General features: G+C 64.8%; 29 protein-coding genes. 16 read left to right on the top strand and 13 right to left on the bottom strand.

Annotation, left to right across the window (positions count from 1 at the left end; all coding sequences use genetic code 11):
• The first annotated feature begins 3 nt into the window (after nt 1–3).
• Nucleotides 4–549, top strand: a complete 546-nt coding sequence (locus HTUR_RS14325; protein WP_012944037.1) for a PaaI family thioesterase — start codon at nt 4–6, stop codon at nt 547–549.
• A 137-nt stretch (nt 550–686) separates the two neighbouring features.
• On the opposite strand, the gene HTUR_RS14320 is transcribed toward HTUR_RS14325, so the two are convergent.
• The 6 genes from HTUR_RS14320 to HTUR_RS14295 form a co-directional block, all read right to left on the bottom strand.
• Nucleotides 687–1,211, bottom strand: coding sequence for an Lrp/AsnC family transcriptional regulator (locus HTUR_RS14320; RefSeq protein ID WP_012944036.1), 525 nt, complete (start codon nt 1,209–1,211; stop codon nt 687–689).
• Nucleotides 1,212–1,250: 39 nt separating this feature from the next.
• Nucleotides 1,251–2,102 (bottom strand): alpha/beta fold hydrolase, encoded by an 852-nt coding sequence (locus tag HTUR_RS14315; protein ID WP_012944035.1) that lies wholly within the window; start codon nt 2,100–2,102, stop codon nt 1,251–1,253.
• 888 nt (nt 2,103–2,990) lie between these two features.
• On the bottom strand, nt 2,991–3,449 hold the full coding sequence (locus tag HTUR_RS14310; protein ID WP_012944034.1) for a MaoC family dehydratase: 459 nt from the start codon (nt 3,447–3,449) through the stop codon (nt 2,991–2,993).
• 246 nt (nt 3,450–3,695) lie between these two features.
• On the bottom strand, nt 3,696–4,982 hold the full coding sequence (gene paaK, locus HTUR_RS14305; RefSeq protein ID WP_012944033.1) for a phenylacetate--CoA ligase PaaK: 1,287 nt from the start codon (nt 4,980–4,982) through the stop codon (nt 3,696–3,698).
• Between the two features lie 189 nt (nt 4,983–5,171).
• A complete protein-coding gene (locus HTUR_RS14300) occupies nt 5,172–5,768 on the bottom strand; it encodes a GNAT family N-acetyltransferase (RefSeq protein ID WP_012944032.1) in 597 nt (198 codons plus the stop codon).
• A gap of 146 nt (nt 5,769–5,914) precedes the next feature.
• A complete protein-coding gene (locus HTUR_RS14295; RefSeq protein ID WP_012944031.1) occupies nt 5,915–6,310 on the bottom strand; it encodes a universal stress protein in 396 nt (131 codons plus the stop codon).
• Between the two features lie 212 nt (nt 6,311–6,522).
• Here HTUR_RS14295 and HTUR_RS14290 point away from each other — a divergent pair, with 212 nt between their 5' ends.
• Genes HTUR_RS14290 through HTUR_RS14275 form a run of 4 tightly spaced genes read left to right on the top strand, consistent with a single transcriptional unit; the run spans nt 6,523 to nt 11,297 of the window.
• Nucleotides 6,523–7,788, top strand: coding sequence for an ABC transporter substrate-binding protein (locus HTUR_RS14290; protein ID WP_012944030.1), 1,266 nt, complete (start codon nt 6,523–6,525; stop codon nt 7,786–7,788).
• A 31-nt stretch (nt 7,789–7,819) separates the two neighbouring features.
• The gene (locus HTUR_RS14285; RefSeq protein WP_012944029.1) at nt 7,820–9,778 is read left to right on the top strand and encodes an ABC transporter permease; all 1,959 of its coding nucleotides are present in this window, start codon (nt 7,820–7,822) and stop codon (nt 9,776–9,778) included.
• Nucleotides 9,778–10,578 carry an ABC transporter ATP-binding protein gene (locus tag HTUR_RS14280; protein WP_012944028.1) on the top strand — a complete coding sequence of 267 codons (801 nt, stop codon included), beginning with the start codon at nt 9,778–9,780 and terminating at the stop codon, nt 10,576–10,578. The genes HTUR_RS14285 and HTUR_RS14280 overlap by 1 nt, the downstream gene beginning before the upstream one ends.
• Nucleotides 10,575–11,297 carry an ABC transporter ATP-binding protein gene (locus HTUR_RS14275; protein ID WP_012944027.1) on the top strand — a complete coding sequence of 241 codons (723 nt, stop codon included), beginning with the start codon at nt 10,575–10,577 and terminating at the stop codon, nt 11,295–11,297. The genes HTUR_RS14280 and HTUR_RS14275 overlap by 4 nt, the downstream gene beginning before the upstream one ends.
• A gap of 77 nt (nt 11,298–11,374) precedes the next feature.
• On the opposite strand, the gene paaI is transcribed toward HTUR_RS14275, so the two are convergent.
• Together paaI and HTUR_RS14265 are read right to left on the bottom strand one after the other, a co-directional pair.
• Entirely contained in the window at nt 11,375–11,767 is a 393-nt protein-coding gene (gene paaI / locus HTUR_RS14270; protein ID WP_012944026.1) for a hydroxyphenylacetyl-CoA thioesterase PaaI, read from the bottom strand.
• 46 nt (nt 11,768–11,813) lie between these two features.
• Nucleotides 11,814–12,452, bottom strand: coding sequence for a helix-turn-helix domain-containing protein (locus tag HTUR_RS14265; protein WP_012944025.1), 639 nt, complete (start codon nt 12,450–12,452; stop codon nt 11,814–11,816).
• 99 nt (nt 12,453–12,551) lie between these two features.
• Between HTUR_RS14265 and paaA the strand changes: the two genes are divergently transcribed.
• The 7 genes from paaA to HTUR_RS14235 all read left to right on the top strand — a co-directional run bounded on the left by paaA (nt 12,552) and on the right by HTUR_RS14235 (nt 17,129).
• Nucleotides 12,552–13,493 (top strand): 1,2-phenylacetyl-CoA epoxidase subunit PaaA, encoded by a 942-nt coding sequence (gene paaA / locus HTUR_RS14260; RefSeq protein WP_012944024.1) that lies wholly within the window; start codon nt 12,552–12,554, stop codon nt 13,491–13,493.
• Nucleotides 13,494–13,495: 2 nt separating this feature from the next.
• Nucleotides 13,496–13,813: a 1,2-phenylacetyl-CoA epoxidase subunit PaaB gene (gene paaB / locus HTUR_RS14255; protein ID WP_012944023.1), complete on the top strand. Its 318-nt coding sequence runs from the start codon at nt 13,496–13,498 to the stop codon at nt 13,811–13,813.
• On the top strand, nt 13,813–14,685 hold the full coding sequence (gene paaC, locus HTUR_RS14250; protein ID WP_012944022.1) for a 1,2-phenylacetyl-CoA epoxidase subunit PaaC: 873 nt from the start codon (nt 13,813–13,815) through the stop codon (nt 14,683–14,685). The genes paaB and paaC overlap by 1 nt, the downstream gene beginning before the upstream one ends.
• The gene (gene paaD, locus HTUR_RS14245) at nt 14,685–15,101 is read left to right on the top strand and encodes a 1,2-phenylacetyl-CoA epoxidase subunit PaaD (protein WP_012944021.1); all 417 of its coding nucleotides are present in this window, start codon (nt 14,685–14,687) and stop codon (nt 15,099–15,101) included. The genes paaC and paaD overlap by 1 nt, the downstream gene beginning before the upstream one ends.
• Complete coding sequence (paaE, locus tag HTUR_RS27460) at nt 15,098–15,268, top strand: 1,2-phenylacetyl-CoA epoxidase subunit PaaE (RefSeq protein WP_012944020.1); 171 nt, start codon at nt 15,098–15,100, stop codon at nt 15,266–15,268. Before paaD ends, paaE begins: the two co-directional genes overlap by 4 nt.
• Before the next feature lie 68 nt (nt 15,269–15,336).
• Nucleotides 15,337–16,620, top strand: coding sequence for a phenylacetate--CoA ligase PaaK (paaK, locus tag HTUR_RS14240; RefSeq protein WP_012944019.1), 1,284 nt, complete (start codon nt 15,337–15,339; stop codon nt 16,618–16,620).
• A 92-nt stretch (nt 16,621–16,712) separates the two neighbouring features.
• Nucleotides 16,713–17,129, top strand: a complete 417-nt coding sequence (locus HTUR_RS14235) for a PaaI family thioesterase (protein WP_012944018.1) — start codon at nt 16,713–16,715, stop codon at nt 17,127–17,129.
• Nucleotides 17,130–17,195: 66 nt separating this feature from the next.
• Here the strand turns inward: HTUR_RS14235 and HTUR_RS14230 are convergent, their stop codons facing one another.
• Nucleotides 17,196–18,200 (bottom strand): LLM class flavin-dependent oxidoreductase, encoded by a 1,005-nt coding sequence (locus tag HTUR_RS14230; protein WP_012944017.1) that lies wholly within the window; start codon nt 18,198–18,200, stop codon nt 17,196–17,198.
• 260 nt (nt 18,201–18,460) lie between these two features.
• Nucleotides 18,461–19,735 carry a M24 family metallopeptidase gene (locus HTUR_RS14225; RefSeq protein ID WP_012944016.1) on the bottom strand — a complete coding sequence of 425 codons (1,275 nt, stop codon included), beginning with the start codon at nt 19,733–19,735 and terminating at the stop codon, nt 18,461–18,463.
• Nucleotides 19,736–19,831: 96 nt separating this feature from the next.
• Between HTUR_RS14225 and HTUR_RS14220 the strand changes: the two genes are divergently transcribed.
• On the top strand, nt 19,832–20,023 hold the full coding sequence (locus HTUR_RS14220) for a hypothetical protein (protein WP_012944015.1): 192 nt from the start codon (nt 19,832–19,834) through the stop codon (nt 20,021–20,023).
• A gap of 24 nt (nt 20,024–20,047) precedes the next feature.
• Here HTUR_RS14220 and HTUR_RS14215 read toward each other — a convergent pair whose 3' ends face one another.
• The 3 genes from HTUR_RS14215 to HTUR_RS14205 all read right to left on the bottom strand — a co-directional run bounded on the left by HTUR_RS14215 (nt 20,048) and on the right by HTUR_RS14205 (nt 23,100).
• Nucleotides 20,048–21,016 carry an NAD-dependent epimerase/dehydratase family protein gene (locus HTUR_RS14215; protein ID WP_012944014.1) on the bottom strand — a complete coding sequence of 323 codons (969 nt, stop codon included), beginning with the start codon at nt 21,014–21,016 and terminating at the stop codon, nt 20,048–20,050.
• A 66-nt stretch (nt 21,017–21,082) separates the two neighbouring features.
• On the bottom strand, nt 21,083–22,780 hold the full coding sequence (locus HTUR_RS14210; protein ID WP_012944013.1) for a thiamine pyrophosphate-binding protein: 1,698 nt from the start codon (nt 22,778–22,780) through the stop codon (nt 21,083–21,085).
• Nucleotides 22,777–23,100: an EthD family reductase gene (locus HTUR_RS14205; RefSeq protein ID WP_012944012.1), complete on the bottom strand. Its 324-nt coding sequence runs from the start codon at nt 23,098–23,100 to the stop codon at nt 22,777–22,779. The genes HTUR_RS14210 and HTUR_RS14205 overlap by 4 nt, the downstream gene beginning before the upstream one ends.
• 118 nt (nt 23,101–23,218) lie before the next feature.
• Between HTUR_RS14205 and HTUR_RS14200 the strand changes: the two genes are divergently transcribed.
• From HTUR_RS14200 to HTUR_RS14190, 3 genes are all read left to right on the top strand, one after another.
• A complete protein-coding gene (locus tag HTUR_RS14200) occupies nt 23,219–23,686 on the top strand; it encodes a VOC family protein (RefSeq protein WP_012944011.1) in 468 nt (155 codons plus the stop codon).
• Nucleotides 23,687–23,791: 105 nt separating this feature from the next.
• Entirely contained in the window at nt 23,792–24,553 is a 762-nt protein-coding gene (locus HTUR_RS14195; RefSeq protein ID WP_012944010.1) for an EthD domain-containing protein, read from the top strand.
• A gap of 4 nt (nt 24,554–24,557) precedes the next feature.
• Nucleotides 24,558–25,157 (top strand): HD domain-containing protein, encoded by a 600-nt coding sequence (locus HTUR_RS14190; RefSeq protein ID WP_012944009.1) that lies wholly within the window; start codon nt 24,558–24,560, stop codon nt 25,155–25,157.
• Nucleotides 25,158–25,160 lie beyond the last annotated feature (3 nt).

The following is a 25,160-nucleotide window of genomic DNA, read 5'->3' as shown; positions in this document are numbered from 1 at the left end:
GAGATGCAGGACTCCGAGGACCTGACGGACGCGGACGACGCCACCGATGCGCCCGAGACAGGGGAGACGACCGTCACTGCCGATGTCCCCGATACGGACGACGCCACCGGCTGGCCCGAGTGGCAGTCGTTCGTCGACAGCCACGGCTACCTCTCGTGGCTCGACGTCCGCGTCGAATCCCTCGAGGAGGGTCGTGCAGTCCTCGCCATCGACCACGACGAGGAGTTCGAGAACCCGGTCGGTTCGGACGGCTACGACCCGATCCACGGCGGCATCGTCGCCACGCTGATCGACACCGCCAGCGCGTTCGCGCTTCGCTCGACGTTCGACGACCCGAGCGGGGCCGGGCTGACGACGACCGACCTCAACGTCTCCTACCTCCGGCCGGCGACGGGCGACCTCCGGGCCGAGGCGGAGGTCGTTCGCGCGGGCAAGACCTCCGGCGTCACGCAGGTCTCGGTCACCGGCGCCGACGGCGAGGCGGCCGTCGGCCGGACGACTTACCGACTGTTCCGGAGCGGCGGCGCCGATAGCGCGGGCGGTCGCTGATCCGCGGCGGTCGCTGATCCGCGGCGGTCGCCGATCGGCCGGCGGCTGTTGGCCTCCGGTGGTCACCGACTGGCGTGCGACCGGCTCGGCGTCCGCTAATCGATGTATAGTCGACGAAAGACGGGACCAGAACCGTTTTACTCGGTCTGATCGCTGCGCAAGTCCTCGTAGATCTGCGGATCGGTCCGGAACTTGAGCACGTTGTGGACCGAGGAGTTCCGGATGTTCGCGATGACGTCGCCGTGTTCCTTGTAGCAGTTGTGGATCCACTTCGAGATCTGCTCTGAGCTTCGGAACATCATGACGGTCTTCCACTGGTATTCCCCGTCGGAGAGGAAGTAAAACAGCGTGTGCTTGCTGTCCTGAATGTACTCCATCGCGTCGCGCCAGCCATCCTCGAAGTGCTCGGTGTTGAACTTGAACTCGAACAGCGCGAAGGTGTAGTACTCCTCGTTGGGGATGATCGCCTCCCTGAACACGCCCTCGTCGCGCATCCGTCGGATCGACTCGCTGACGGTGACGTGCGAGACGTCGATGTCGTACTCGGCCTTGAGCACGCTCGTCAGTTCCCGCGAGGAGAGCTGCGGGTCCTTCGAGAGCTCACAGAGGATCGCGATGTCGCGGTCCTTGAAATCCCAGTTCGGTTGGTCGTCGTCAGTCATATAGTTGGTCTGTTTTATACGCTAGCGTTATGTGTCCATTCATTTCAGAAAGTCGAGCAGGCGGTCGCCGTAGGCGTCCGACCGGTCCTCGGGAACCCAGTGATAGGCGTCCGACACCGGTGCGAGCGCGGCGTCGTCGATATCTTCGGCCAACCGCTCGGCGTAGTCGTAGGGCTGCATGACGTCGTCTTCGCCCCACAGCAACAGCGTCTCGGCCTCGATCGCGCCGTAGTCGATCTCGGTCGTGTGGTTCGTGTTCGTCGCGACGGCGTCGCGAACCAGCGACAGGTGGCCCTCGTCGGTCAGCCACGGCGTCTTCATTCCCTCGACGAACTCGGGATCGGCCTCGCCGTAGGCACCGTCGACGAACGCCGACTCGAGGCGGGCCTCGAGTTCCTCGCGCTCTCTGTCGGCAGTCGACGGCAGTCCGAGCTCCGAGACGAACTCGACGGGCCAGGAGTCGTAACAGACGGCGTTCGAGAGCACGAGCTGCTCGACGGCGTCCGGGTTGTGCGCGGCAAAGCGCAGGGCGACCCCGCCGCCGATATCGTGGGCGACGAGGACGACTCGGTCGATATCGAGGTCCTCGAGCAGTCCCTCGAGCATCACCTCCTGAGCGCGGATCGAGCGGTCGAAGCCGTCTTGCATCGCGGAGTTCCCGTAGCCGACCAGATCCGGCGCGATCGTCCGGCGCTCCTTGGCGACCGCCGGAACGATATCGCGCCAGAGGAACGACCAGGTCGGGATTCCGTGGAGGAAGACGACCGGCGGCTCGTCGCCCGCACCGCCCGCGCTCGGGCCGTCCTCGTGGTAGGCGACCTCGAGGTCGTGGCCATCGACCGTGACGGTGGTCGTCGCCTGTTCGTCGCCCCAGGTCTCGTGGTCGACCATCTAGCCACCTCCGCCCTCGGTTGCGAGCGTCGACGCGGGCTGGCCGTCCGAAATCGTTCGTACCTCCGATCGTGCCATACACTCGATTTGGTTTCCATTGTAAAGTTAGTTTGGGACCCCAGCTTCGGACCGCCGACCGGCGAACGTATGAGAACTACTGTCCATCGTGGCCACAAGAATAGTATTATAGATGGTAAGACAGAGTAACCATCGTAATTATATCATATCTGGTGTCGGGTAATGGTCGAATTGAACTCGACGGAACGATAGCAGATCTCCACTCGTAAGAGCTAGGATCGATAGTTTGGGTATTCAGGCGCACTACGCGGCGTATAAGGCGAAATAGGCGGAGATAGAGAGACGGATCGCCGACTGCAATACGGTTATGGTCTCGAAGGCGCGACCACTACGATACCGGCACTTCTACCCCGTTTACCACCGGTATACGAGCACGCGATCGAAGTCTCTTATCGCGGATCGCTGCTCGGTGTGTACGGCGAAGTAAGGTCGGTTCTCTCGAGTTCATTCCGAACTAAATACTAGATAGATCGCTATATTCTATATATGATACAACTGCTGCCGAATGACCGTGCTCGTGTCGGAGTCGAGACGGTGGTCGCGTGCGGTTTCGGAGACGCGATCGGACGCCGGTAACGACGGAACGTCGGCGACGAATCACTGGAAAGCGAGCGCCGGACGGTTCGGGACCAGCCCTCGAGCGCTGCGGTCGGTAGCTATCGCTCTCGCATCGCCCGGTCGCCGCCGAGTATCGGACCGAGGCGACGCCGACTGTGAGCGGGCAGTTCCGATGGCCGGATCGATACGGATGTGACTCCGACGAACGGGTCCGCACCGACGGCCTCCGTCAGCGACGCCGCGTTCTGCGCGCTATTCCTTCCGTTTGATGAGGAACTTCATGTCGCCCTGAAACACGACGGTGTCGTCCTGGTTCGTCATCTCGGTGTCGAGGACGACGATTCCGGCGTCGTCGTGTTCGATGTCCTTCTTCTCGCTGACCTCTATCTCGAGCGAGAGCGTGTCTCCGATGTAGACCGGGTTCGGGAGATCCATGTAGTTCATACCGAGGAAAGCGTACGCCGTGCGCTCGACGATCCCGGTGCGGTAGACGAAGCCCGTCGCCTGGACGAACGTCATCGGCCCGTGGGCGATCCGGCCGTCGAAGGGTCCGTCCTCCGCGTACTCCTTGTTCGTGTGCAGTTCGGTCCAGTCACCGGCCAGCGCCGAGTGCATGACGAAATCGGATTCCGTGACGGTCCGGCCGACGCTCTCGAACTCCTGGCCAGGTTCGAAGTCTTCGAAGTGATGCGGCTCGTAGCTGTATGCCATACGTGACCATCCCTCTCATGACACAAATAATTTACCTCAGTGACGGGAACCGGAGACGCGACCGAGAATCGATGCGAGCCCGCGGTCGACGCTGCTCGAATCGACGACTCCGCTGCCGGAGCGCCTGTACGCCGCGGAGATATCACTACAGTCGGTCGACGCTGTCGGCGTCGGGTCCGACGCGGGCCGGTCGACTTCCACCTGTGTCCGATCGACGGTGCGACTCGACGCGACGTCCCGAAGGGGCTATCGGTGGTCGTAGACGCGTTTCACTTTGCCGACCTTCGTGCGCTCAATGCTACCCGGTTCGACGACGTTCAGTTCGTCCGGCGTAAACGAGAGGACGTTCGATAACCGGGTGAGGATTCGGTCTCGAAGCTCCGCGACGTCGCCGTCGAAGTCGTCGGCCAGTTCGATCGTGAGCTCGAGGGTGTCGAGGTTGTCCTCGCGATCGAGGTCGATGCGGTAGTAGGGCGCAACTGCGTCGAACTCGAGGACGACGCCCTCGATCTCGCTGGGATAGAGGTTGACGCCGCGAACGATGATGAGGTCGTCGGCGCGACCGGTGACGTTGTCCATTCGGACCATCGTGCGGCCGCACGCACACTTCTCGGTCGTGAGCGTAGTGAGGTCGCCGGTACGGTAGCGGAGCACGGGCAGGGCCTCCTTCGTGAGCGTCGTCAACACGAGTTCGCCCTCCTCGCCCTCCGGCAGGGGTTCTCCCGTGTCCGGGTCGACCACTTCGGGATAGAAGTGGTCCTCCCAGATGTGCAGCCCCTCCTGCGCTTCGTGACACTCGTTGGAGACGCCGGGACCGATGATCTCGGACAGTCCGTAGATGTCGATCCCCGTGACGTCGAGGCGCTCTTCGATCTCCTCGCGCATCGGATCCGTACAGGGTTCCGCCCCGAAGACCACCGTCGACACCGGCAGCTCGCTGACGTCGACGCCCATCTCCTCGGCCGTCTCCGCGAGGTACAGCGAGTACGACGGGGTGCAGGTGAGGACGTCGCTCTCTAAGTCCTGTAACAGCTCCACCTGTCGCTGGGTCTGCCCGCCGCCGATCGGGATGACCGTCGCGCCGAGTTCTTCGATCCCGTAGTGGAGGCCGAGCCCTCCCGTGAACAGGCCGTAGCCGTAGCCGTTCTGGACCGTCTCCCCCGGTTCGACGCCGGAGGCGGCGAGACACCGGGCGACGACTTCGCTCCACACGTCCAGATCGTCCTCGGTATAGGAGACGATCTTCGGTTTGCCCGTCGTGCCCGAGGAGGCGTGGATGCGTCGGATATCGGCGTCGTCGACGGCGAAGAGACCGTCGGGATACTCGTCGCGGAAGTCCTCTTTCGTCGTGAACGGAAGCTTCTGGATATCGTCGACCGTCCGTACGTCCTCCGGCGCGATGCCCGCGGCGTCGAGTTCCCGGCGGTAGTAGTCGACGTTCTCGTAGGCGTGGCGAACCGTTTCGCGGAGCCGTTCGTTTTGCAGCGCCCGGATCTCCGACCGAGGCGCTGTCTCTATCTGCTTATAACTCATCCTCACTCAACAATCCGGAGTCCCCCGATAAAAATCATGTGGTGAGTACACATGCCACTGAGAGACAACAGAATTGACAGGACGGGGTCGACCGAGACCCACCTCGGGCGGCGAACGGGTCAGTCGCTCGATCCCCGTCGCGACGCTCGTCGAACCCACCGCACATTGCCACCAGACCGAACCGCGCCGCTACGGACGCACCGGACGCTCCGCGGGCGGCAACCGGACCGTCTCGACGATGGGCTCGTCGAACGACAGTCGCATTCGGAGCTCGTTCCCGTTCCGATCGACCGTCTCGAACCCCATCCGGCGGTAGACGTGGACGGCGCGTTCGTTCGCCGCATCGACGTCGAGTACGAGCGCCTCGTGGCCGGCGTCGGCGGCGCGGGCGACGACGTGTCGACAGAGTTCGCTCCCGATGCCGCGGTCGTGATAACTCGGATCGACGAACACGACGAACTGCGGCTCCCGGCTCGAGCGCGGCGCGTACGCCGCGTGACCGACAATTCGTCCCTCCGACGCGGCGATGACGTTGGCTCCGCGCTCGATCAGTTCCTCGAGACAGCCTTCGATCCGATCGCGGGTCGCCGGCGGGAGTCCCATCGACCGGTGGCGATCGGGGTAGTCGACGTACATCGAGACGAGGTCGCTGAATCGAGACGCCGAATACGGAACGACGAGGACGGGGTCGCCGTGCCCGTCGATAAACCGCGGGCAGCGCGGCGGGCAGTCGGTCGTCCCGGTACAGCGTTCGGGGTTCCAGGCGGAGCAGGCGTTGGTCGACATGACGTTCGCGTCCGAAACCGAGGCACCCTAGACCCACAATACCACACCCCGTATATTTGCGGTAGTTATCCCGCGCCGGGAGAGTGGGGGATCTCCTCGAGCCACCATTCCCGTTCGCCGTTGCGGGTCGGACGACGATCGGCGGGTCACTCCTCGGGGCTGACGGTGACGACGGGCCTGTCGGTTCCGAGGATGACCGACTGGGTCACGCTCCCGAAGAGCACCTTCCCCGTCGGCGTCCGTTTCCGGCCGGCGAGACAGATCATGTCGACGTCCATCTCGTCGGCCGCCGCGATGAGCTCCGACACCGGGTCACCGCTCGTCTCGTAGTACTCGTAGTCGACGCCGCTCTCGTCGAAGGCCGTAGCGACCTGGCGGACGCCGGCGAGTTGCTGGACCGATCGCCCCTCGGGGTTCTCCTGGAACACGTGCGCGAGAACGGCCGTGATCTCGTCGGTCGAACCGGGGAGCGATTCGATCATCGACGCCTGCGCTCGCGCGCGATTTTCGTCGGTATCGAGTCCCACCAGTATCCGAAACATATCTTGAGAATAGATACCAATACACATAATCTTCCGGTTCGTTCCCGCGCATCGAGTCGTCCGAGCGGACACCTCAGTCGTCCGTTCTCCGGTTGTGACCGAGAACGGAACCGCCGGGCGTCGAGGATAGTCTCCGGACATCGGGGACGGCGTGTATAAAACCGCCATAAAACGGGGTCGATTTTTATAGGATGATGTAATCTACTGAAGGTATGGCTCGAGATAACAGGCCGCGTGGCCGGAGGCGTGATTTACTAAAGGCAATTACCGCTGGCGGTACGATCGGGATATCCGGATTGGCCGGCTGCGTCGGCGATCCGGACGAGTTGGGTGGCGGAGACGACGAGAACTTCGACACGGTCCAGTTCGGCGTTCTCGAGCCGAGGACAGGCGAGTTTAGCGCTCTCGCGAAGGAACACTATCAGGGAACCGAACTGGCGATCCAGCAGATCAACGACAGCGATGAGTACGACTTCACGATCGAACACGAGGAGTACGATACGCAACTCGACCCGGCGACGGCGACCCAGCAGGCCCAGCAGGCGGTCCAATCCGACGGCGCACAGTTCATCAGCGGCTGTATCTCGAGTTCGGCCGCGCTCGCGATCAACAGTTTCGTCGCCGATAACGAAGTCGTCTACACGCCGGGAGCGGCGGATATCTCGATCACCGGCGAGAACTGCAACGAGTACGTGTTTCGGTTCGAGACGAGCACCGCACAGATCGCGGAGGTGATGGCCCAGTGGACCGCCGACGAACTCGGCGATCAGATCGTCTATCACATCGCGGACTACGCGTACGGCGAGTCGGTACTGAACGAGGTCGAGACGCGAATGGAGTCCACTAGCGACTCCTACGAGCGGGTCAACGTAACCAGGTCGGATCAGGGCTCGACGAACTTCGAGGCGTTCATCAGTCAGATTTCGGACGTCAGTGACGAGGCCGACGCGCTCGTCGTGGGGATGACCGGTGCCGACCTCGCGATTTTCCTCTCGCAGGCCAGTTCGCGCGGCCTGCCGGACGAGATCCCCATCGTGACGACGACCGGTTCGTTCCGAGCCGTACGGGCGGGCGGCGGAGAGGGTGTGTACAACACCTACAGCGGTGTTCGATACGTTCCGGAGATCGAAACCGGAGACAACCAGGAGTTCGTCCAGGCCTACGAAAGCGAGTACGACGCCCCGCCGGACAACTTCTCGCGCGTCGGCTACGAATCGATCCGCATGGTCGCCAACGGCATCCGCGAGGCGGGGTCGCGCGATCCCACGACGGTCAGGGAGTCGCTCTCGGGCATGGAACACGACACGATCTTCGGTCCCAACCGGTTCCGGAAGTGCGACCAGCAGGCGATGAATCCGGTCTGGATGGGCGAGTGCGTCGAACCGGACTCCGGGGAGCTCGCCGACGTCGAACTCCTGACCCAACTCTCCGGCGAAGAGGCCGCACCCGACTGCGAGGAAACCGGCTGTGAACTGTAACACGCTCATGGAAAACGCCGTTCGATAACCAATGATTGGTGGAATCTTACAACAACTGGTAGACGGGTTGACGATCGGCGTGGTGTACGTCCTCTTAGCCGCCGGCCTGTCGGTCATCTTCGGCGTCATGCACGTCATCAACTTCGCTCACGGCGAGCTGTTCGCGCTGGGAGCGTACTTCGCCCTGGCGCTGATCACGCCGTTCGGCGGAACGGCGTTTTTCGCCGCGTTGTTCGTCGCACCGCTGCTCGTCGGTATCCTCGGCGTCGCGATCGAACGGTTCACGGTGCGACCGTTGTACGGACGGAACCCGCTGTACCACATTCTGTTGACGTTCGGGCTGGTACTGGTCATCAACGACCTGATTTACCTGATCTGGGAGCCCGGCAACGTCAACCTCCCGACCCCGGCGATCCTCTCGGGAACGATCGACGTCATCGGACTCAACGCCAGCGTGTACAACGTGTTCGTCATCGTCTTCGGCGCCGCGATGGCGCTCTCCGTCTGGGCGATGCTCGAGTACACGAAGTACGGTCTGATCATTCGTGCGGGTTCCCAGGACCGGCAGATGGTCCGGAACCTCGGCATCGATATCGACCGGTACTACTCGCTGGTTTTCGGAATGGGGGCGGCGCTCGCCGCGGTCGCCGGGATCATCCTCGGCGGCTACCAAACGGTCAGCCCCGAGATGGGGATGTCGGTCATCATTCCGGCGTTCGTCATCGTCGTCCTCGGCGGCCTGGGCAGCTTCAAAGGGGCCGTCGCCGGCGGGCTCCTCGTCGGCATCATTCAGACGCTCCTGCGGACGTACGCGCCGATCCTCGAGGGAATGGTGATCTTCCTGCTGATGATCAGTATTCTCCTCGTCCGGCCCCGCGGACTGTTCGGCGTCGAGATGGAAGAAGAGGGCGGCGAACTGCTGACCGGGTCCGGCGGCGTCCTCGACGATCGGACCCGCAAGTGGGTCGGACTCGCGGCGGTCGGGCTACTCGCCCTGCTCCCGCTCGGGGCGGGGACGTTCTATTCGACGTATACGGTCACGCTCGCGATCGAGATCCTCGTCTGGGCGCTGTTCGCGCTCAGTCTGGACTTCGTGATGGGGTACACCGGACTGGTCTCGCTCGGTCACGCGCTGTTCTACGGGCTCGGCGCGTACGCCGTCGCGATCGTGTTACTACACGTGAGTCAGTCGGCGTTCGTCGCGATCGGCCTCGCGATCGTCATTTCCGCAGCCATCGCGTGGGTCGTCGGCTACCTCTCGATCCGCGTCTCCGGCGTCTACTTCGCGATGATCACCCTCGGCTTCGCCGAACTGTTCTACAACATGCTGTATCGACTCGAGATCACCGGCGGCTCCGAGGGGCTGTTCGGCATCTCGACGTACTACGGGATCGCCGGGGTGGGAATCGCGCTCGACGAGATCGGACTCTTCCTCGGTCCGGTCGCCCTGACCGGGCAGTCGCTGTTCTACTACATCGCGCTGGCGGCCCTGATCGGGTCGTTCCTCCTCACCCGACGAATGCTCAACTCGCCGTTCGGGTCGGTCCTCAAGTCGATCCGCGAGAACGAACAGCGAGCGACGTTCCTCGGCTACGAGACGACGCGGTACAAACGCCGCGCGTTCGTTGTCAGCGGGGCGCTGGCCGGTCTGGCCGGCGGGCTCTTCACGCTCAACTCGGGGTACGCGGCGCCCTCGTTCGCCTACTGGCTCCACTCCGGCGAGGTGATCGTGATGGTCATCCTCGGCGGGATGGGGACGCTCTACGGACCGATCGTCGGATCGACCGTGTTCTTCGGCCTCGAGGAGATCCTCACCGACTTCACGCCGCGGTGGCGACTGGTGCTCGGGACGCTTTTCCTCCTGTTCGTGATCTTCCTCCCGCGCGGACTGGTCTCGCTTCCGGCGCGGCTCAAACCCCTCGTGACGAGGGACTCCGGTCCGGGTGCGGAACCGACGCCGGACGATTCGCACATGAGAGGTGACGACTGATGGCTACGGAACCGATCGAAACGGACGAGCGAGTCACGGACGAGACGATCCTCCGAACGGACGAGTTGGTCAAGAAATTCGGGCAGTTCACCGCGACCGATCGCGTCGATCTGACGGTCGAACGCGGCGAGTTCCGCAGTATCATCGGCCCGAACGGCGCGGGAAAGACCACGCTGTTCAACCTCGTCACCGGCGCACTGCCAGTCACCGACGGGCGGATCTACTTCGACGGCGAGGACATCACGACGCTCTCGCCAGCGGAACGCGTCCGCCGCGGCATCGGCCGCTCGTTCCAGATCTCGAATATCTTCGGCGGACTCAGCGTCCGCGAGAACGTCAGGTTGGCGGCCCAGTCGATCGACCGCGATCGGTACGGGTTCGTCGAATCGCTGTTCAAACCGACCGACCGGTACAAGGGGATGAACGACCGGACCGACCGGATCCTCGAGCGCATCGGACTGAGCGACGTCGCCGACGAGGAGGCGAACGCGCTCGCGTACGGCGACAAGCGACGCCTCGAGATCGGCGTCGTCCTCGCGACCGAGCCCGACCTGGTGCTGTTCGACGAGCCGACCGCCGGCATGAGCGTCGAGGAGACCCAGGAGACGATCGAACTGATCGAAGACGTGCTGGTCGACCAGACGTTGCTGCTCATCGAACACGACATCGAACTCGTCATGGAACTCTCTGACCGCATCACCGTGTTGAATCGCGGGCAGATCCTCGCGGAGGGGACGCCCGACGAAATCGCCGCGAATCGGGACGTCCAGGACGCCTATCTCGGGGGGATGATGGAATGAGCGCCGAACCGCTGCTCTCGGTCGACGCGGTCGATTCGGGATACGGGGACACGCAGGTGCTTCGCGAGCTATCGCTCTCGATCGACGAAGGCGAGATCGTCTCGCTGGTGGGCCGCAACGGCGCCGGCAAGACGACGACGCTGCGGACGATCATGGGCATTCTCAATCCGACGAGCGGCACCGTCCGCTATCGAGGCGAGGATATTTCGATGCTCGACGCGACGGAGACGGTCACGCGCGGGCTCGCGCTCGTCCCCGAGGAGCGCCAGATCTTCCCCGAACTGACCGTTCGGGAGAACCTGCAGATCGCCGACCACGGCGGCGCGTCGGACGTCGATTCGCTGTCGATCGAGGAAGCCCTCGAGATGTTCGAGAACCTGAACGCGCGGACGGAGAACGCCGGCTCGTCCCTGTCTGGCGGCGAACAGCAGATGTTAGCGATCGCCCGCGCGCTCGTCGGCGGCGCCGATCTCATCCTGCTCGACGAGCCGACCGAGGGGCTCGCGCCGTACATCGTTCAGGACGTGATGGACATCGTTCGCGAACTCAACGACCGGGGCATCACCGTCTTGCTCGTCGAGCAGAACGTCCACGTCTGCCTCGAGCTCGCGGACCGGAACTACGTCATCAACCAGGGCGAGATCGTCTACGAGGGGACCGCCGAGGATCTCGAGGCGAACGACGAGATCCTCGATCGGTATCTGGGCGTCACCGCGTAATCGACGCTCGGACGCGCTTTCGGCGGAGCGATACGTTCACAGCGATTTCGTCTCGTCGGCCTCGAATCGACGGCCGGTCACGGTTTGTAGACGCGTCCTCGAAACGTCGCGATTCGATCGTCGGCCTCGTCCGTGACGACGACCTCGTACTCGGCCGTCCGACCGCCGCCGTGGGTCTCCGCCGCGGTCGCGGTGAGGACGGCGCCGACCTCGACGGCTTCGAGGTACGAGACGTTCGTCTCCAGTGCGACCGCGGTCTCCCCGTAGGAGTTCGACGCCGCGGCGAAGGCCGCGTCGGCCAGCGAGTAGATCGCCCCGCCGTGGGGCGTGCCGTGGAAGTTCGTCAGCTCCTCGCTCACTTCGAGGCGGGTGCTCGCGGTCCCCGGCTCGAGGTGGACGAGTTCGATTCCGAGGGTCTCGCAGTAGGCGTCGCTCTCGATGCGCCGACGAACCGTTTCGATGTCTGCCATACGGTATCACACCGATACGGAGGTAAAAGTATCTAGCGGCGGAATCTCAGCTGAAGATCTGGCGAAACAGCGCCGCCTCGCCACGTCGGAGCCGCTCGAGAAACGCCGATTTACTGATCCCGAGCTCGTCGGCGACCGCCTCCGACGAGGCGTTCCGGGGGATGGTGAAGTACCCCATCTCGAGGGCCGTCCGAAGGCACTCCTCCTGGGCCGGCGTGAGGTCCCATCGGTGGCCGGGGGATTCCTTCGCTTCGGCCTGCAGGGGATAGACGCGCTCGAGCGTGACCCCGACGGTCTCGCCGGCGGCCTCCATGACGCCCTTGAGGACGTCGCGGCCGACGACCGCGCCGAAGATCATCGCCGCGCCGTCGCGGTATCGCAGCGTCTCGACGATGAGTCCGCCGTCGATCAGTCGGTGGACGACACAGGGCTCTTTCGACAGGCAGCGGTACCGATAGCGCCCGTCTGTCCGCGAGACGTGCAGGTACGAGATCCGGTCGTCGTCGTCGAGTAATCGAGTGAGCCGGTCGCTCTTGGGCGAACTGAACTTGAGGAGATCGTAGCCGTCGCTGCGGTGCTGTGGCGGCTGCGCACCGATCTCGACGTCGACTTCCCGCGTCGCCTCCGAAAGCGGACAATCGTCGTTCTGAACGCGGAATTCGACCGCGAGACATTCGTCGATCATAACGAGATATGTCCCCCGTTACCACCCACCAGTATTTAAAACCGCGTTATACGGCGGTCAACCCATAAGGGTCTATCCAGCGTTCATTCGGATGAAACGATGGACCTGGAAACAGCGAAAGAACGCGCGGGGCCGCGGGAGTTCAGCCCCGCCGACGACCTCCCCGAGGAGTACCGGAAAGCGGCCACGCGGATGATCGAGTTCCACGCGAACAGCGAGATCATGGGCGCGTACCTCGAGCGCCCGTTCATCCGCCAGGCGCCGAGCATCGACCGCAAGCTGGCGTTCTCCGCGAAGGTGCAAGACGAGATCGGTCACGGACAGCTGCTCTACCGCGCCGCCGAGTCGCTGGGAGTCAAGACGCGCGAGGAGATGCTGGACGACCTCGCCAACGGCGACGGGAAGTTCTTAAACTGCTTCCACTATCCGATGGAGAGCTGGGTCGAGACGCCGATGATCGCCTTCTTCGTCGATGGCGCGGCGATGCGTCGTCAGGCGACGCTCCGACGGACCAGCTGGGAGCCGTACGCCCACGCGATGGACAAGGTGTGTTTCGAGGAGGGGTTCCACGTCAAACACGGCGAGGACATCCTCGCGGAACTCATGTCGGGGTCGAAGAAGGAACAGCGGATGACTCAGGAGGCCTTCGAGGGGTGGTGGCCCCGCATCATCCAGTTCTTCGGTCCGACCGACGACAAGAGCACCCACCACGACTTCGCGACCTCGGTGGGGCTCAAACAGCAGTCCAACGACCAACTGCGCAACGCGTTCCTCGATCAGTACATCCCCAAGGCCCGAAAGTACGGCCTCGAGATCCCCGACGAGCCCCGGATTCGCGAGCGGGACGACGGCACCTACGAGGTCGAGGAGGACGACCTCGACTGGGACGAGTTCTTCACAATCGCGAAGAACGACTACGAACCCGGTCTGGATCAGATCAACGGCCGCAAGGCCGCACAGGAGGCCGTTCAGTGGGTCCGTGACACGATCGAAGGAGACGCTTCCGCCGCCGGCGGCCACGCGCCGCAGGCGGCCGACTGACCATGATCTGGGAAGTATTCCGCCAGGAGAAAACCGGCCAGTATCACACGCACTGCGGTAACGTCCACGCGTCGGACCGCGAGATGGCCAGGCAGTTCGCGGCCATCCAGCACGGTCGGCGCAAGCCGACCAACAGCCTCTGGGTCGTTCCGCGGGAGGAGATCGGCGAGATCGACTCCGAAGACGTCGCGTTCGGCGGGACGACCGACAAGAGCTACCGGTGGGCGACCGCGTACAACACGACCGGCACGGACGCGAGCGAGGTCGTCGAGTCCGAAGACGAACAGGCGACCGCCGAACGACAGCGGGGTGACGACTGATGGCGGCGAACCTCGAGAACCCCGACGAACTCGACGAGCGCGAGCGGACGGCCCTCGAGACGCTCCTGAAGCGGCTGGCCGACGACGAGTTCGTGCTGGCCGAGCGCTACACCGAGTGGCAGGTCCGCGCGCCCAGCCTCGAGTCGGACCTCGCGCTGGCGAACAACGCCCAGGACGAACTCGGCCACGCCCGCCTGTGGTACGACGTCCTCGGCGACGTCGGCCTCGAGGAGCGAGACCTCGTCTACGAGCGCGATCCCGGCGACTTCCGGCACAGCACGCTGGTCGAACTCCCCTTCGAGGAGGGCGACTGGGCCGACGCCGTCCTCCGATCGTACCTCTACGACGTCGCCGAGGACCTCCGGCTCGAGGCGCTCGTCGACTCCGCGCACCCGAAGATCGCCGACCGCGTCGGCAAGATCCGAAGCGAGGAGGAGTACCACCTCGAGCACGCCCAGAACTGGCTGGAGCGGCTCGCCGACGACGGCGAGGGTCGCGAACGCCTGCAGGACGCGCTCGATCGGCTGTTCCCGTACGCGTTCACGCTCTTCGAACCCGTCGACCCCGACGTCGAAGACGATATCGTCGACCTCGGGCTTCGCGACGCGACCCTCGAGGAACTCGGCGAGGAGTGGCTGTCGATCGTCGTCCCGTACCTCGAGTCGCTCGACCTCGAGCTGCCGGTGGACGGGCGCACGGGCGGCGATACCGACGAGTTCGAGTTCGAAGTGACCGGGGACATGCTCCCCGAGGAGCGCGGTCGCGACGGAACCCACACCGACGCGTGGTTCGACCTCTACGATGAATTCACCCACACCTACCGCGAACTCGGGCGCACCGAGACGACCAGAATCATGGACAAACCAGAGTGATGAGTAGCAATATTCCGGACGACACCGACGCCACGCCCTGTGCCTACACCGACTACCGCGAAGGGGAGTCGACGGCCGACCTCCCCGCGACCGGCGACGACGCGACCGGCCTCGCGGCCGACGTGTGGGACGTCCTCTACGGGATCGAAGACCCCGAGATGCCGATCAGCATCGTCGATCTCGGACTGATCTACGGCGTCGACGTCGCCGACGGGGTCGCGACCGTCGACATGACGCTGACGTACTCGGGCTGTCCCGCTCGAGACATGCTCACGGAGGAGGTCGAAGCCGCGGTCGCCGCCGTCGACGGCGTCGAGGACGTCGAGTTGCGGCTCGTCTGGAGTCCGGAGTGGACCGTCGAGATGGTGACCGACCAGGGCAAAGACGACCTCAGGGAGTTCGGACTCAGCATATGAGACGGGATCTCGATCCGAGCGTGACGACCAGCGGAGCGGCGGAGGGCGCCGAGTGTCCCTACTGCGAGTCGACGGATACCGTCCGCGAACACCCGAAAGGACCGTCGCTCTGCCGGTCGATGCACTACTGTAACAGTTGCGAGCAACCGTTCGAGAAGTTCGAGTAATCGGTCCTCGAGAGCGTTGGCGAGCGAAGAATTTTGGTATTCGATACCGTGATCTACTGCAAGACCCCATGTCAGAGACTATCCAGCACACTCGTCGGGAGGAGCTGCGGGAACTGCAATCCGAACGACTCCGCGAAACCGTCGCGTACGCCTACGAGAACGTCCCCTTTTACCGGGAGGCCCTGGACGAGGCCGGCGTCGCGCCGTCGGACATCGAGCAGATCGACGACGTCCGAACGCTTCCGTTCACGACGAAAGAGGACTTCCGCGACGAGTATCCCGACGGCCTCTTCGCCGTCGACGACGCCGACATCCGGCGGATCCACGCCTCCTCGGGTACGACGGGCAAACCCAAGATCGTCGCCTACACCGAGGACGACCTCGAGCTGTGGGACGAGGTGATGGCGCGATCGATGGACGCCGCGGGCCTCGATCCGGGCGAGACGTTTCAGAACGCCTACGGCTACGGGCTCTTTACCGGCGGGCTCGGCTTCCACGGCGGCGCCGAAGCGTTCGGGGCGACGGTGATCCCCGCGAGCGGCGGGAACACCCAGCGCCAGGTCGAACTCGCACGCGACCTCGAGAGCGACGCGATCGGCTGTACGCCGTCGTACGCGCTGTACTTCGCCGAGACGGCCGAGGAGATGGACGTCGATCCGCGCGAACTGCCGCTCTCGACGGTGCTCTACGGCGCCGAACCCTGTACGGAACCGATGCGCGAGGAGATCGAAGAGCGCCTCGACGCGACCGGTATCGAGAACTACGGGCTCTCCGAACTGATCGGTCCGGGCGTCGCCGTCGAGTGTCACGAGGCCCAGGACGGGATGCACATCTGGGAGGATCACTTCTACCCCGAGGTCGTCGATCCCCGAACCGGCGAGGTCCTCCCGGAGGGCGAGGAGGGCGAACTCGTGCTCACGTCGCTTACGAAGGAGGCGTTACCAGTGCTCCGCTACCGCACCGGCGACCTCACCACGCTCACGACCGACGAGTGTGCGTGCGGCCGCACGATGGTCCGAATGGACGGCGTCACCGGCCGCGCCGATGATCTCATCATCGTGCGCGGCGTCAACCTCTATCCCAGCGAGATCGAGGCCGTCGTCCTCGAGTTCGAGGCGGTCGCGCCCTACTACCGCATCGACCTCGAGCGCGAGGACAACCTCGACACCCTCGAACTCACGATCGAACTGCAGGAGGCGTTCGACGGCGACCGCGACCGACTCCGGAGCGAGATCCTCGAGCGACTACAGAACGCGCTGTCGTTCACGCCCGACGAACTCGAGTTGGTCGAGTCCGGGACGCTCGAGCGAACGGAGGTCGGGAAGGTCAAACGTGTCTACGACCATCGCTGAACCAGATCGTGGTCCCTCGAGTGGCGTCGGACGCGTCCCGTCGGACGGCGCCGACTCCCACTTTTAATACGGTCCGCGAGACAGTATCTTGCATGGACATCGAAGCCTTCTTCGAGGGCATGCCGTTCGCCTCCCTGCTCGGGATCGACGTCACCGACTGCGAGGACGGGCACGCCGAGGGCCGCCTCGAGATGAGCGAGGACCTCTCGTGGAACGAGGACCGGCTGATGGCCCACGGCGGCGTCACGTTCACCCTCGCGGACACCGTCGGCGGCGCGGCGCTGGTCTCGCTGGTCGAGCAACCCGTCCCGACGATCGACATGCGGATCGACTACCTCAACGCCGGCACCGGCGACCTCTACGCGGAAGCCGACGTCGTGCGCTGCGGGAGCGACGTCGGCGTCGTCGACGTGGACGTCTACGCCGAAAACGGCGGGGAGTCTCCCGAAGACGCCGACGCCGTCGGGACGCACATCGCCGACGCGCGCGGGGTCTACAAGACTGGCTGATCGAGACTCATTTCCTACGTGTTCCGTTTCGTTACGTCCGGCTATCGACCCGGCCGGCCGTCCGCTCTACTCGAGTTCCGGCGCTACCTCGCTTCCGAGCCGATGGACGCAGTCGATCATCTCTTCCGTGCCGGTGCCCGGGTAGTACGTCCGGAGGATGAAGTGGACGTCGTCGCCGAGCGCCTCGCGATACCGCTCGAGTTCGTCGACTACTTGCTCCGGCGTGCCGAAGACGGCCTGCTCTTTCAGTTCTCGCTTGCGCTCGGCCTCGAGTTCGTCGACGGACTCGCCGGAGAAGATCTCCGCGTACCGCCGCTGGAGGTAGAAGTAGCCGTCCCGCATCGTCTCCCAGGCGTCTTCGCGGGAGTCGCCGACCCAGCCATGCTGGAGGACGTAGATCGTGAAGTCGTCCTCGAGGCCCTCCTCCCGGACGCGGCGGATGTCCTCGACGCGCTTGCGAACGCCCTCGACCGAGAGCGCTGAGGGGGCACACCACGCGTCGCCGATCCGAGCCGCCCGACGGACGGCCGGCTTCGCGCCGCCGCCGAGCATGATCGGGACCGATTCGTCGGTTGGTTTCGGCGTGATCGAAACGTCCGTCGGCACGTCGTGGAACGCGGAATCGTACTCGAGGTCGCCCCCGCTCCAGGCGCTCCGGAGGAACGGCACGAGGTCGACGAGCCGCTCTGCCCGCTCGTCCCGCGGGACGCCGAAGACGTCGAACTCCCGCGGGTTCGAGCCGATCGCGAGCCCCAGCGTCAGTCGGCCGTCGGCGAGCAGATCGACGGTGGCGGCGTCCTCCGCGAGCCTGATCGGGTCGTACAGCGGTCCGAGCGCGACGCAGCTCCCGATCTCGAGGTCGTCCGTCTCGGCGGCCATCGCACCCAGGGTCGGCATCGTCGCCGAGAGGTAGCCGTCGTCGGCGAAGTGGTGTTCCGATACCCAGGCGCTGTCGAGGCCCGCGGCCTCGATTTCGCGGGTCAGCGTGCGTATCTCGTCGTACAGGTCGCTCGCCTCGCGGTCGTCGTCCGGCCGCTGCTGGGCGGTGAACAGGCCCGTCCCGAGTTTCATATGCCCGATATCACGCGGAATTGGCTTAATTGTTGGTGAGCCGGCTCCTGGTTGTGTACCGGTTTGGATTCGACCGTCGCTTCGGTCCTTACCGCGTCTGGGTGGGATCGACCGCACCAGCCCCTTTCAGTCCCACTCCTATCGGCTGGCCGGACAGACCACCGTGGGTGGGGCTTTCGTGGTGTTCTCGAGCGGTTCGTCGTCGAAACAGCTCACACCACGCTCACGAAACCTCGACGAAAACACCCGTTTCGGTGCGACTAGTAATCGATGACGGTGATCTCCTCGACCGGCCACTGGCTCAGGATTTCGACGCCGCTCTCGCGGACGACGACCATCTCCTCGACGCGAACGCCCTGCCGGCCGGCCGGCTCCTGGGTCTCGACGGCCATCGCCATCCCCTCCTCGATCTCGATGGGATGGTCGGGCGAGAGGCCGCGCCAGATCAGCGGCACCTCGTACAGCTGGAGTCCGAGCCCGTGGGCCCAGTGGTTCGTGGTCAGCTGCCAGTGCTCGTCGGCGTCGTAGTAGTCGGCGTGCTCGCCCTCCATGTTCGGGAACCCCTCGGCGATCTCGTCGGTCGTCGCGCCGGGTTCGATTCGCTCGAGGACGTCGTAGAGGTTGTCTCGAGCCGTTTCGTAGGCCTCTCGCTGCTCGTCGGTCGGCTCGCCCATCGAGAAGGTGCGGTAATAACACGATCGGTAGCCGAGGTAGCCGATGTTATAGAAGTCGGCGTAGACGAGATCGCCGGGGCGGATCGCCCGGTCGGTCGTGTTCGCCTGGTGTTTCGGCCACGTGTTCGGCCCGGAGGTGAGGTAGCCGCCGCCGACGAACGCGCCGTGACGCCACAGTTCCTCGACCGCCTCTCCCCAGACCTCGTTCTCGCGCTTGCCCGGCTTCGCCGTGTCCGCGATCCGCTGGAAGCCGGCCTCGCAGATCGCCGCGACCTGACGCAGGCACTCGATCTCGTCTTCGGTCTTGACCTTTCGGGCGTCCTCCATCACCGACTGCGCCGTTCCCGGATCGGTTTCGAGGCCGCGATCCTCGAGGGCCTCGAGCAGTCCTCGGTTGCCGACGTCGACGCCGAGTTTCTCGTCGGCGACGCCGTACTCCTCCATGGCCTCGTGGACCGTCTCGGCCATCGTCGAGCGCAGGAACTGCCGAGCCGACGGGCTGCCCGAGGCCCGCGGAACGTTCCCGAGTCCCGGACAGGCGTAGCGGATGTCGTGCAGCCAGGGGCAGTTGAACCGCTGATTGCTCGCGTGGTCGGCGGTGTCCCAGTGGACGATGTCGCCGTTCTCGGTCAGGAGCGTGTAGTGGTCCGCGCCGCTGCCGCCGGTCATCGCCAGTCCGGTGACGTACCGGATGTTGGGGTCCGAAACGAGCAGCATCGCGCCGAGATCCGTCTCCCGGAGGCGCTCGAGCGCTTTCTCCTTGCGTTCCTCGCGAAGCCGCTGCGTGTCGATTCGCTGCTCCCAGTCGACGGCCTGCGTGCCGCGCGTTCCTTCCATGAAGTCCCGCTCGTAGAACGTCATGTCGCGGCGTATCACGGGAATCCACTAAACCGTACCGCTGGCGGCGATCGGCGAGGGACACCCGCCTATAAGGTCGTCGGCGTGCTATGTCCGTACATGCCAATACCCGGCTACGATCCGGAAGACATCGACGAGATGCTCGAGTCGCGCCTCGGAGACGACGAGATCGAGCGCAAGCTGACCGAATCGGAACTCGAGCGCTACCGAGCCGGCGACGAGAACCTGATGGACCTCCTCGACGAGGAGGAAATCGAGCGAGTCCGCGAGCGTGGAGACGGCTCGAACTGAGTCGAAACCGCCGACTACGGCGGGTCAGATCGGATCAAGACCCGCTTCGTCGCGCAAGACGTCGACGTACTTCCGGAAGCCCGACTCGAGGTCGTACTGGACCTCGTACCCGAGATCCTCTTGGGCCTTCGTCATGTCGAGGTTCTGCGTCCAGGGGAGTTCGCCGTCGTCCGAGACGTCGACGTCGGCGTCGGGCAGGATCGACTCGACGGTCTCGGCGGCTTCGCGGACCGTCGCGAGCACGCCGCGGACGTTGTAGACTCGCTGCGACAGCTCGTCTTCGGGCGTAAACGCCGCCTTCCGAAACGCCTGGGCGATGTCCTCGACGTGCTGCCAGTCGATCGCCTGATCGCCGTACTCGACGCTGTAGGACTCTCCGAGGGCGGGTTTCTCGATGATGTTTGCGAGAAACGCCGAGCCGCCGGTCTCGCGGTAGGGGCCGTAGGCGACCGTCGGCCGGAGCGCGACGTGGTCGAGGCCGTAGTCCTCGTGGTAGACCCGGGCCTGGTGTTCGTTGTACTCCTTGGTCGCGCCGTAGAGCGTGTCCGGATAGACGAGTTCGTCCTCGTCGATCCACTCCGCGTCGTAGTTGTGCGGCGGGGCGTAGACCGCCGCCGAGGACGCCCACGCGACGCGCTCGATCTGATCGTCGAGCGTGCGCGCCGCCTCGAAGACGTTGTTCGTCCCCATGACGTTCACGTCGGCCGCGCTTCGGGGGTTCTCGCGCGCCGTCGTCGTCAGCAGCGCTGCGAGGTGGACGATGTGGGTCGTTCCCGTCTCCTTGACCGCGCGGATCACGTCGGTCGGCTCGGAGACGTCGCCGCGTCGAACGTCCACGTCGTCGGCGACGCCGAGTTTCTCGAGGATCTCCGTGTCCGTCGAGAGGTCGTACGCGACGACGTCGTGGCCGTGTTCGAGCAGGTCCTGTACCACGTAGGAACCGATGAAGCCGGTTCCGCCGGTTACCAGTACGGTAGCGTCGGTGTCGTTCATGTGTCCGTAATATGTCGATGGTTCACGTATAGGTTGGTGATCGTTCGGGTCGGCCGTCAGGCATCGTCACTCGTGCAGCCCCCCGACCGACTCGTAGAACGAGGAGGCCAGCGTGTCGGCCATGTCTTCCTCGCGGTCGATTCGCACGTCGATGACGTGGGGAACGTCGGCCGCCTTGCCGTCCTCGAGCGCCGCGGCGAACGCCTCGGGGTCGGTCGCGCGCGTCCCGACGGCGCCGAAGGCTTCGGCGGCTTTCGCGAAGTCCGTATCGTGAAACTCGACGCCGGCGATGTCGCCGTCCTCGCCCTGCATCTGTCGGACCATCCCGAGGCTGGTATCGTTGAGGACGACGAACGTGGGCGCGACGCCGTATTCGACGGCGGTCTCGACGCTGTTCATCGTCATCGAGAAGCCGCCGTCTCCGGCGACCGCGACGACGTCCTTGTCCGTCGTCAGCGCCGCCGACACCGCGGCCGGATTCGCCCATCCCATCCCCCCGACGCCGCCGCTCCCGAAGTAGGTGCGGACGGCCGGGGTCTGCAGGTAGTACAACAGCCAGAACCGGTTGTTGCCGGAGTCGGCGGTGACGATTGTCTCCTCGTCGACGACCGCTTCGATCTCCTTGACGGCGCGCTGGGGTTTGATCGGCGTCGAGTCGTCCTCGCACTCGGGCGCGGTAAACCACTCTTCGGCCGCCGCCGCGCGTTCCATCGCCCAGTCGTTCGACGCGTCGCCGGCGTCGGCGAGCGCGGCGAGGCTCTCCTTCGCGTCGCCGATGAGGCCGACGTCGGCGGGGTAAACCCAGCCCGCGTTGCGCGCGTCGACGTCCGCGTGGACGATCATCTGTTCGTCCGGCCGGATGAACTCAGGCGCCTGCCAGTTCGTGTCCATCGGGTTCAGCCGACAGCCGGCGACGAGCAACGTATCGGCCTCGCTGACGACCTGATTCGCACCTTCGTGCCCGAACGACCCCATGACGCCGGCGGCGCGGTCGTCGGTCTCGGGATAGGTCGATTTGCCGAGATACGAGGTGACGACGACGCAGTCGTACGCCTCGGCGACCGCCGCGAGTTCGTCGTAGGCCTGCGCGGCGTGGACGCCGTTGCCCGCGACGATCACCGGCCGCTCCGCTCCCTCGAGCGCGTCGACGGCGTCGGCGACGTCCGACGCGGACGGCGCGGCGTCCCATGTCCGGGTCTGGGAAACGGCGTCCCACGCGGTCGGCGTGGGATCGTCGGGGACGTCGTCGGTGATCGCGTCGCCGTCCAGGATGATCGCGGTCGGACCGGGACGGGCGGCGACGGCGTGTTTGAACGCTAGCTGCGTCGAGCGCAGGGTTTCGACCGGCGTGCGTGGAAACCACCACTCCTTGGATACCCCGTCGAGGATCGAGGGGAGGCTGAACCCGCCGTAATCCCCGCGGGCTTGCTGGTACGGTGCCAGCGTCGAGTACTCGCCGCGCTCGGAGGCCTCGGTGAGCACGACCATCGGCGACGAGGACAGCCGCGCCTCCATCTGACCGATCATCCCGAGGCTGCCGATCCACGGCCCCTGCCCGGCGAGAACGCCCGGCCGCCCCGTGAGACGGCCGTAGGTCTCCGCCATGACGCTCGCCTCGCGCTCGTCGCGCGGTCTGACGAGGTCCACGTCAGATTCGGGGAGGTGGTCGAGCAGTTCGATGACTCGGCCGCCCGGATAGCCGAAGACGTACTCGACGCCGAGTTCTTCGAGCGTCTCGACGAGTGCGGACGCGGTCGTCGTCATTCGTCGGCGTCCACGTGTACGGTCTCTTCGACGACCATTCGCGGTCCCGCGCCGGGAACGGTGAACTCCGCGGCGTCGTCCATGACCTCCTGACCGACGTCCGACTCGAACGCCTCGTTCATGGCCCGTCCGTCCTCGAACGCGAGCTCGAGGATGCCGTCGTACTCCGCGTCGTCGGGGTCCGTCGGAACGGACGTGCTGTACCGTTTCAGACCGGGGAGTTCGCGAGCCAGCTCGGCGTGGTCACCCTGCCACCGTTCGACGAATTCCTCGTGGCTGTACTCGTCGTCCCGGACGAGAAACTCGACCAATGTTATCATGCATCTATACGGTTGCCGTCCGCCGACTTTGTTCTATCGGTGCGATGTGATTCCGTTGGTCGCGGTGACTGTTCACATGCACCAAACAACTATGTGCGTCGGCCGTCGTTTCCACCGTATGCCCGAGATGCCAGCGATGCGCGTCGATCACGTCGGGATCGCCGTCGAATCGATCGACGACGCCGAAGAACTGCTATTCGTCCTCGGCTGCGAGAAGATCCACGAGGAGGCGAGCGAGTACGGTGCGTTCACCTGGGCGACGTACGTCCTCGGCGACGCTTCCCGGCTCGAGCTCATCGCTCCCGAGGACGGCTCGGAATCGTTCCTGACCGAGTTCCTCGAGCGACGCGGCCCCGGCCTCCACCACGTCACGCTCGAGGTCGCCGACTTGGAGCGAGCGGTCGACGTCCTCGACGCACACGACGTCCCGGTCGCCGATTACGCCGAATTCGAACACTGGGGCGAAGCGTTCGTGGCGCCGTCGAACCCGACCGGTGCGTTGCTCCAGCTCATGGAGTACTACGACGGGTACGCGGAGACCCGCGAGGCGGGACGGCAGCTGTTCGTCCGTGGCGAGTCGCTCTGACACCGCCGCTTCGGACGGTCTACGTCGGGGGTGTCGGAACGCGACGGCGTGCGGCGCGGTCACAGGCCTCACCATTTATTGTACTGTGCGGAAAACACAGTCGTGATGTACAAACACGTCGCGTTACTGGTCCGTAAGGACGGGATGTCCCACGAGGAGTTCGCCGACTACTGGCAGAACAACCACACGCCGATCGCCCGCGAGATCGAGGGCGTCGTGCGCTATCAGCAGGTGTTGCCGACGAAACCGGACCACGCCGAGTTCGACGGCCTGGCGGAACTGTACTTCGAGGACCTCGAGGCGCTCCACGACGCACTGGGCAGCGAGGGGTCGCGCGACTACGACCCCGAGAAGGGGAAAGCGAAGGAGGCTCGCGAGGACGTCGACAACTTCCTCGCGGTCGAGGAGCGACCCAGGTTCATCGGCGAGGAAATCGTCCAGAAGGACGAGGTTGACGGCGACAGCGTGGAGCGTAGCTCCACGAGCAACCGGACGAAGTCCAGCGACACCGACGGACTCTACAAGCACTCCGCGTTTCTCGTCCGACAAGAGGGAATGAGCCACGAGGAGTTCGTCGACTACTGGCAGAACAACCACACGCCGATCGCCCGCGAGATTGAGGGCGTCGTGAAGTACAACACGGTGATTCCGACCGATCCCGAGAACGCCGAGTTCGACGGCGTCGCCGAACTCTACTTCGAGGACCTCGAGAAACTGTACGACGCGCTGGGAAGCGAGGGCTCGCGCGACTACGACCCCGAGAAAGGGAAGGCGAAGGAAGCCCGTGATGACGTGGACAACTTCCTCGCAATCGACGAGCGGCCTCGGTTCATCGGCCGCGAGCGCCTCGTCAAGGCCGAGGAGTGATCGCATGTCTAACACCGACCGCGACTTCGAGAGTCAGGTCCGCGACGCGTTTCCTGAACTCGAGCGGATCGACGACGACGACCTGCGCGAACGGGTCGTCGAAGCGTGGGCGCTCGGGTTAGAGCGGGGCGGCTGGCGAGACGTCGAGGACATCCCCTACGCCTGGAACATCCACGAGATCACGAACGTCGAACACGTTCGCGGCGTCGCGCGCATCGCGCTCGAGACCGCCCGCGAACAGCGGGAGTTCCACGGCGCCGATCCCGACGTCGACGTGATCGTCGCCGCGTGTCTCCTCCACGACGTCGGCAAGTGCTACGAGTATCCCGACTTTGTGGACGACGAACTGCTCGCTGACCCCGATCCGCGATACGTCAGCGAGGAGATTCCCCACTCCATCTCGGGGTACGCCCTCGCCCACGAGGTCGGCTGTCCGCTCGCCGTGCAACGCGCGATCCCGCACTTCCTCGGCGAGGTCCCCACGCGCACGCTCGAGGCCGAACTCGTCAAGAGCGCGAACTCCGCGTCGTCGAACGCCATCACGCAGGCGACGATGGGGATCACGCTCCAGGAGTGGGTCGAGGAGTACTCCCAGACCTCGTAGTCG

Origin of the sequence: Haloterrigena turkmenica DSM 5511 (genome assembly GCF_000025325.1) — an archaeon.
In the GTDB taxonomy this organism is placed as follows: domain Archaea; phylum Halobacteriota; class Halobacteria; order Halobacteriales; family Natrialbaceae; genus Haloterrigena; species Haloterrigena turkmenica.
This window is presented reverse-complemented; position numbering and strand designations above follow the sequence as displayed.

Coding starts and splice junctions, on each gene's coding strand:
- HTUR_RS14205 (WP_012944012.1), bottom strand. CDS start 23,100: ATGATAACATTGGTCGAGTTTCTCGTCCGGGACGACGAGTACAGCCAC.
- HTUR_RS14200 (WP_012944011.1), top strand. CDS start 23,219: ATGCCCGAGATGCCAGCGATGCGCGTCGATCACGTCGGGATCGCCGTC.
- HTUR_RS14300 (WP_012944032.1), bottom strand. CDS start 5,768: ATGTCGACCAACGCCTGCTCCGCCTGGAACCCCGAACGCTGTACCGGG.
- HTUR_RS14225 (WP_012944016.1), bottom strand. CDS start 19,735: ATGACGTTCTACGAGCGGGACTTCATGGAAGGAACGCGCGGCACGCAG.
- HTUR_RS14215 (WP_012944014.1), bottom strand. CDS start 21,016: ATGAACGACACCGACGCTACCGTACTGGTAACCGGCGGAACCGGCTTC.
- HTUR_RS14220 (WP_012944015.1), top strand. CDS start 19,832: ATGCCAATACCCGGCTACGATCCGGAAGACATCGACGAGATGCTCGAG.
- paaK (WP_012944033.1), bottom strand. CDS start 4,982: ATGAGTTATAAGCAGATAGAGACAGCGCCTCGGTCGGAGATCCGGGCG.
- paaD (WP_012944021.1), top strand. CDS start 14,685: ATGAGTAGCAATATTCCGGACGACACCGACGCCACGCCCTGTGCCTAC.
- paaE (WP_012944020.1), top strand. CDS start 15,098: ATGAGACGGGATCTCGATCCGAGCGTGACGACCAGCGGAGCGGCGGAG.
- HTUR_RS14320 (WP_012944036.1), bottom strand. CDS start 1,211: ATGACTGACGACGACCAACCGAACTGGGATTTCAAGGACCGCGACATC.
- paaI (WP_012944026.1), bottom strand. CDS start 11,767: ATGGCAGACATCGAAACGGTTCGTCGGCGCATCGAGAGCGACGCCTAC.
- HTUR_RS14265 (WP_012944025.1), bottom strand. CDS start 12,452: ATGATCGACGAATGTCTCGCGGTCGAATTCCGCGTTCAGAACGACGAT.
- HTUR_RS14325 (WP_012944037.1), top strand. CDS start 4: ATGCAGGACTCCGAGGACCTGACGGACGCGGACGACGCCACCGATGCG.
- paaA (WP_012944024.1), top strand. CDS start 12,552: ATGGACCTGGAAACAGCGAAAGAACGCGCGGGGCCGCGGGAGTTCAGC.
- paaB (WP_012944023.1), top strand. CDS start 13,496: ATGATCTGGGAAGTATTCCGCCAGGAGAAAACCGGCCAGTATCACACG.
- HTUR_RS14230 (WP_012944017.1), bottom strand. CDS start 18,200: ATGAAACTCGGGACGGGCCTGTTCACCGCCCAGCAGCGGCCGGACGAC.
- HTUR_RS14275 (WP_012944027.1), top strand. CDS start 10,575: ATGAGCGCCGAACCGCTGCTCTCGGTCGACGCGGTCGATTCGGGATAC.
- HTUR_RS14310 (WP_012944034.1), bottom strand. CDS start 3,449: ATGGCATACAGCTACGAGCCGCATCACTTCGAAGACTTCGAACCTGGC.
- HTUR_RS14285 (WP_012944029.1), top strand. CDS start 7,820: ATGATTGGTGGAATCTTACAACAACTGGTAGACGGGTTGACGATCGGC.
- HTUR_RS14210 (WP_012944013.1), bottom strand. CDS start 22,780: ATGACGACGACCGCGTCCGCACTCGTCGAGACGCTCGAAGAACTCGGC.
- HTUR_RS14315 (WP_012944035.1), bottom strand. CDS start 2,102: ATGGTCGACCACGAGACCTGGGGCGACGAACAGGCGACGACCACCGTC.
- HTUR_RS14280 (WP_012944028.1), top strand. CDS start 9,778: ATGGCTACGGAACCGATCGAAACGGACGAGCGAGTCACGGACGAGACG.
- paaK (WP_012944019.1), top strand. CDS start 15,337: ATGTCAGAGACTATCCAGCACACTCGTCGGGAGGAGCTGCGGGAACTG.
- HTUR_RS14295 (WP_012944031.1), bottom strand. CDS start 6,310: ATGTTTCGGATACTGGTGGGACTCGATACCGACGAAAATCGCGCGCGA.
- HTUR_RS14290 (WP_012944030.1), top strand. CDS start 6,523: ATGGCTCGAGATAACAGGCCGCGTGGCCGGAGGCGTGATTTACTAAAG.
- HTUR_RS14195 (WP_012944010.1), top strand. CDS start 23,792: ATGTACAAACACGTCGCGTTACTGGTCCGTAAGGACGGGATGTCCCAC.
- paaC (WP_012944022.1), top strand. CDS start 13,813: ATGGCGGCGAACCTCGAGAACCCCGACGAACTCGACGAGCGCGAGCGG.
- HTUR_RS14235 (WP_012944018.1), top strand. CDS start 16,713: ATGGACATCGAAGCCTTCTTCGAGGGCATGCCGTTCGCCTCCCTGCTC.
- HTUR_RS14190 (WP_012944009.1), top strand. CDS start 24,558: ATGTCTAACACCGACCGCGACTTCGAGAGTCAGGTCCGCGACGCGTTT.